Source organism: Roseateles aquae, assembly GCF_032337115.1.
GTDB classification, from domain to species: Bacteria; Pseudomonadota; Gammaproteobacteria; order Burkholderiales; family Burkholderiaceae_C; genus Roseateles_C; species Roseateles_C aquae.
In genome coordinates this window covers 1-5978 of the sequence record NZ_JAVXZY010000021.1, presented here as the reverse complement: position 1 = coordinate 5978, position 5978 = coordinate 1, and the positions used below count along the sequence as shown (strand labels likewise).

The 5978-nt window shown below is 65.6% G+C and carries 1 protein-coding gene; it reads right to left on the bottom strand.

All coding sequences use genetic code 11. From position 1 onward, the window contains the following. Positions 1–5978, bottom strand: a 5978-nt coding sequence (locus RQP53_RS24520) for a non-ribosomal peptide synthetase (RefSeq protein WP_315653360.1), incomplete at both ends; no start/stop codon positions are given.

The window sequence follows — 5978 nt, the reverse complement described above, 5'->3', positions numbered from 1 at the left end:
TGATCAAGGTCTGCAGCGCGCCCAGGTCTGCCTCCAGCGGCACCGTGGCCAAGGCGGCAACAGGCATGCACAGATGCGTGATGCCCTGCGCTCGCACATGGCCGGCCAGGCGCTCGCCGAGCAACTCCTGTTGAGCCAGCAGGTGCACGGTGCCCCCGCTGGTCAACGGCATCAGCAGCTCGGAGACACAGACATCAAAGCCGAACGAGACAAACTGCAGCAGCCGGCTGCCCGGCCCGAAGCCATAGACCTCATTGAGTGCCGCAATCGTGTTGCGCAGCCCGCGGTGCTCAAGCATCACGCCCTTGGGCCTGCCGGTGGATCCCGAGGTGTAGATCACATAGGCGAGATCGCGCTCGCCGATCGCGCGCCCGGGATTGCTGCCCGGCTGCCGTTCCAGCTGCGCGTCGTCGTCGAGCACGAGCACGCGTAGCAGGCTCAGTGCAGGGAGTAGATCCTCGACCGCAGTCTCCGTCAGCAAGGCGACCGGCGCACAATCCTGCAGCAACCAGGACAGGCGATCGGGCGGGTAGCTGGGGTCCAGCGGCACGAAGGCAGCGCCGGCCTTGAGCACGCCGAGCACGGCTGCAACCATGAAGGGATTGCGCTCCACACAGATCGCCACACGGTCGCCGGTCTTGATGCCCATGCCGATCAGCCGATGCGCGATGCGGTTGGCCATCGCATTGAGCGCTTCGTAGCCGATCGTCCGTGCCCCCGCCTGCACGGCCGGGCGCTGCGGTGCGAGCTCGGCCAGCGCCTCAAAGCGTTCGTGCACGAGCCGTGCATCATCGAGCGGCCGCGTCGACGCCTCCATCAGCCCCTGCAGATGTGCGCGCTCGTTCGCACCGAGCATGTCGATGCTGCTCAGCCCGCGCTGGTCGTCAGCGGCCATCCCCGCAAGAATCGCCACGAAGTACTCACTCCAGCGCGCTACGGTCGCAGCGTCGAGCAGGTCCCGCGCATAGATCACAGTACCGAAAACAGCATCCCCGCCATCGACCAAGGAGGCGCTGAGGTCCACCGAAGTGCTTGTCAGTGCGGGCGCAATGGTCTCGACCGTCAGATCTCCCAGCTCCAGCGCCGCAGCGGTCGGCGTCTCGTTCATCGACAGCATGGTCTGGAAGACCGCGTTGTGGCTCAGACTGCGCGCCGGGTTGAGTGCCTCGACGACCTGGTCGAAAGGCAATTCCTGGTGGGCGTAGGCCTCCAGCGCGGTCCGACGCACCTGCGCCAACAACTCGGCGACGGTGTGGCTGGCCTCAGCGTCTATGTGGAAGCACAGCGTGTTGACGAAGAAGCCGATCAGGTCCTCGGTCTGACGGTGCTCTCGATTGGCGATGCCTGAGCCGATGACGACGCTGCGCTGCGAGGACAGGCGCGACAGCATCACCGACCAGCCGGCCAGCAGGACCATGAAGATGGTGCAACCATGGCGGCGGGCGAGCTGACGTAGCGCCTCACTGAGTTCCGCCGTCAAACGCAGCTCGAGCGTCGCCGCGGCAAAGCTCTGCGTCGCCGGGCGCGGTCGATCCAAGGGCAGTGTCAGCAGTGCAGGTGCATGCCCGAGTTGCCCGCGCCAGTAGCCGAGCTGCTGGTCCAGCACCGCGCCACTCAGGCGCTCGCGCTGCCATTGGGCATAGTCTGGATATTGAATGGATGGCTGCGCAAGCGCAGGCGGGAGGTCAGCCAGCAGCGCGCCATAGATCGCGTTGACCTCGCGCACCAGCACGCCGATCGACCAGCCGTCCGAGATGATGTGATGCTGCGTGACGATCAGCAGATGCTCGGTCGGCGCCAACCGCAGCAGGCGACCGCGAATGAGAGGGCCAGTTGCCAGGTCGAACAGCGTGGTCTCTTCGGCACGGCGGTGTGCATTCAGCGCCGTTTCACGTTCACCTTCGCACAACCCGGACAGGTCATAGGCGGCAAGCGTGAAGCCGATGTCGGCCGGCGCGATGCGCTGGCTGGCCTGGCCATCGATCGCAACAAAGGTCGTGCGCAAGCTCTCATGGCGCGCGACGACCATGGCGAGCGTCTTGCGCAAACGCTGCTCGTCCAGCGTACCGCTCAGCTTGAGCGCGATCGGCAGGTTGTACATCACGCTCGCCGCATGGTCGAGCTGGTCGGTAAACCACAGACGCTGCTGCGCCCAGGACAGTGGCAGCGGGCGGCCGCGGTCCGCGCGAGGGATGTCGCCATGCAGGGACCCGGTGCTGGGCTCGGCGCTGGCCAGCTGCGAGGCGAAATCCGCCAGCACCGGGTGTTCGAACACGACGCGCAGCGGCACGTTGACGCCGAGTCGCTCGCGCAAGCGTGAGTTGAGCTGCACGGCAAACAGCGAGTGGCCACCGAGTTCGAAGAAATGGTCGTCACGGCCGACGCGCTCAAGTTTCAGTAGCTCGGCCCAGATTTCAGCGCACGCCGTCTCCATAGCCCCCTGCGGCGCAACGTAGTCACGCAGGACAACGGCAGCCAGGTCAGGTGCAGGCAGCGCCTTGCGGTCGATCTTGCCGCTGCCTGTCAGCGGGAAGCGCTCCAGCAACACAAAGGCACTTGGCACCATATAGTCGGGCAGCAAGCCCGCCATTGCGGCACGCAGGGCCGCAATATCTACCGCAGCGTCAGTCGCCGCGATCAGATAGGCAACCAGCCGCTTGTTGCCGTCGTCCTGACGCGCGACGACCACAGCCTCGCGAACGCAGTCGAAGGCCTTCAGACGCACTTCGATCTCGCCAGGTTCAACGCGGAAGCCGCGAATCTTGACCTGGAAGTCGTTGCGGCCGAGAAACTCGACCGTGCCCTCCGGCAACCACTTGCCAAGATCACCGGTCTTGTACATCCGCGCATCGCCGCCCACGAACGGATCCGCGCGGAAGCGTTCGGCCGTCAACTCTTCGCGATCGAGGTAGCCGCGCGCCACGCCGGGGCCACCGATCCAGATTTCGCCGGGTACACCGATGGGCAGGGGCTCCAGCCTCGCGTCAAGGATGTAGATGCGCGTGTTGTCGATCGGCTTGCCAATCGGGATGCTGCGCTGCTGTTCGTCGATCCGGGTGACTTCATGGACGGTGGCGTAAGTCGTCGCCTCCGTCGGACCGTAGCAAGCCAGGAAATGCTGCGGCCGGCCGTCACTGTCAAGCAGGCGACGGACCATGCCGGCATCGATGACATCGCCACCGGTCAGCAGGTAGCGCAAGCGCCTGAACGCGGGCTGCAGTTGGTCGACGTACTGATGGAACAGGCCAATCGTCAGGAACAGCACCGTCACGCCGCCGTCCAGCAGAGCCTGTTGCAGACGCTGCGGCTCAAGCATGGTCTCATGGGACAGCGCCAGCAGCCGCGCACCGATGGTCAGCGGAGCCCAGACTTCCCATGTGGCCGCATCGAAGGACACGCTGGCACCATGCGCGATGCAGTCATCAGCGCTCAGCTGAACGTAGCCAGAGTTGTGCACCAGACGCAGCAGGCTGCGATGCTCGATCACTACCCCCTTGGGGAGGCCGGTCGAACCCGAGGTGTAGATCAAACAACCCATGTGGTGGGCGCGAAGCCCCGGCACGAGCGGATTCTGAACCGGCCGATGCTCGAATGCCGCAGCGTCATCGATCACCAGCAAGGGCAGGCCCTGCCCCCACTGGCTGACAGCGTCAAGCAACGAACGCTCGGTCAGCAGCAAGCGCGGCCTGCTATCGGCAACGATGAACGCCAGGCGTTCCTGCGGGTAGCGTGCGTCAAGCGCCACATATGCGCCGCCAGCCTTCAGTGCGGCCAGCTGCGCGACCACCTGCCAAGGTCCGCGCTCAAGGCAGATCGCGACTCGATCATCCGGCTGCACTCCAGCCTCAATCAGCGCGTGAGCCAGTCGATTCGCTTTCAAATTGAGTTCGGCGTAGCTCAGGCGCTGCGATTCATACTCCAGCGCAATCGCCTGCGGGCGCAGGGCGACCTGCTGCTCGAAAAGCCCATGCAAGGTGGCGTCATCGCGATTGCCGGCGTAATCGACGGTCGTCGCATTGAAGGCCTCCAGCACCTGGTGACGCTCGGCTTCCGGAAGTCCGCGGGCCATCGAAATCGGCGCCTGCGGGTGCTCGGCCAGCAGCTTGATCAGGTTCTCAACAGCGCAGATGAAGTAGCTACCCAGCCGCGCGGCCTCGACTTCTATCGTGTGCAGGCTCAAGGTGAAGCCGCTGCCGTTGTCGGTCACCGACGCGCTCAAGGGATAGTTGCTGCGCTCCTCGCTATGCAGAGACCGCACCCCGTCCCAGCCGGCCGGCGTGCGTTCGGCCACAGCACCGGTGGTATCGGCTGCTGCGGCGCTATGTCGGTAGTTCAGCAAGCTTGTGAACAGAGGCTGGCCCGGCGCCACGCCACTGCATTGCTGTGCCAGCGTCAACGGAGTCTGCTCGTAGCGGCTGAGCTCGACGAGCTGCTGATGAACATGTCGGATGGCCTGTGCAGTGCCAATGTCCTGCAGCGAGATACGCACGGGCAGGGTGTTCAGCAGCATGCCGACCACCTCCGAGATACCCTGCTCGTTGCGCATACGGCCGGAAAGCACCGTCCCGAACACCACCTCCTCCTGGCCGGTGCACAGGGCGAGAACCTGCGCCCAGGCCAGATGGAACAGCACCGCAGGTGTGACGCCGTTGGCGCGCGCCAGCTCGCGCAGCCGGCTGGCCTGCGCGGGATCGAGTGCGATCGAGCATTGCTCGACACGCGCATTGCTGCGCTGGGTGTCAAGCAATCCGAAGGGCGCCGTTGGCGTATCGATGCTGCCCAGCTGCGCGCTGAAGTGGGCACGTTGGGCGGCTTCCGTCTCCTGTGCCGCTTTGCCATGGGCCCGCGCAACATAGGTGCCAAACTGCTGCACCTCAGCCAGATCTTGCGCCCGGCCGGCAAGGATCTTGCCGATCTCGTCAAGCATCACCTCAAGCGACACATGGTCGGAAACCAGGTGATGGTTCAGCACGGCCAACAACCATTCACCGGTGGCAGGGTCACGCATCACGTGGCAGGCCAGCAGCGGCGCGCGATGCAGGTCCAGGCGTTGGCGGCGCGGATCGGTCAGCCGCTCAATCTGCAGGTAGGCACTCTCGCCGCCGGCTGCATCGCCGTCCCGCTCAGGCCGGGCCTCATGCTCAAACACGGGCACGACAACGTCGCGACAGACCACTTGCACGGGCTCAGCGAGCCCCTCCCAGAACACCGCGCTGCGCAGGCTGTCATGGCGCGCAACGACCTGACCCAGCGCTGCAACAAAGGCGTCAAGCCGGGCGCGCGTGTCGAAGGCGAGGATAGAGCGCAGCAAATAGGGATCACCCTCGGTGTCGAGCAACGAATGGAACAGCAATCCCTGCTGCAAGGCCGTCAAGGGATAGATCAGCTCGATATTGCCGGCGCCACCGGGCAGCTTGGCGACCAAGGCATCCAGCTGTGCCTGGTCGGCCTGGATCAGCGGCACCATCTCGGGCGTGATGCGCGCCGTGCCAGCCGGTAGGCGGAGCAGTTTTTCAGTGAGCCCGCCGCCGGCGGCCTGTACCGATGCCGCCAGTGCCGCCAAGCTGCCATCAATGAAGACCTGCTGCACCTGCAGCACCCAGCCCTGCCTGTGCAAGCGGTCGACCATCTGGATGACGAGCAGCGAATGCCCGCCCAGCTCGAAGAAGTGGTCGCGCCGGCCGACCCGCTGCAGCTTCAGCAGCTCCGCCCAGATCGCCGCAATCGCCTCCTCAACCTCTCCCTGCGGCGCCTCGTACTCCCGCTTCACCACCGCCGCCTCATCCGGCGCCGGCAGCGCCCGACGGTCCAGCTTGCCGTTGGCCGTCAGCGGCCAGCCCTCCAACTGCACGAACGCGCTGGGCACCATGTACTCCGGCAGCTCGCGCGCCAGCCGCCCCCGCAGCTCCCCAATGTCCAGCTCTCCCGCTCCCGCTTGCTGCGCCACCACATAGGCCACCAGCCGCTTCTGCGATCCC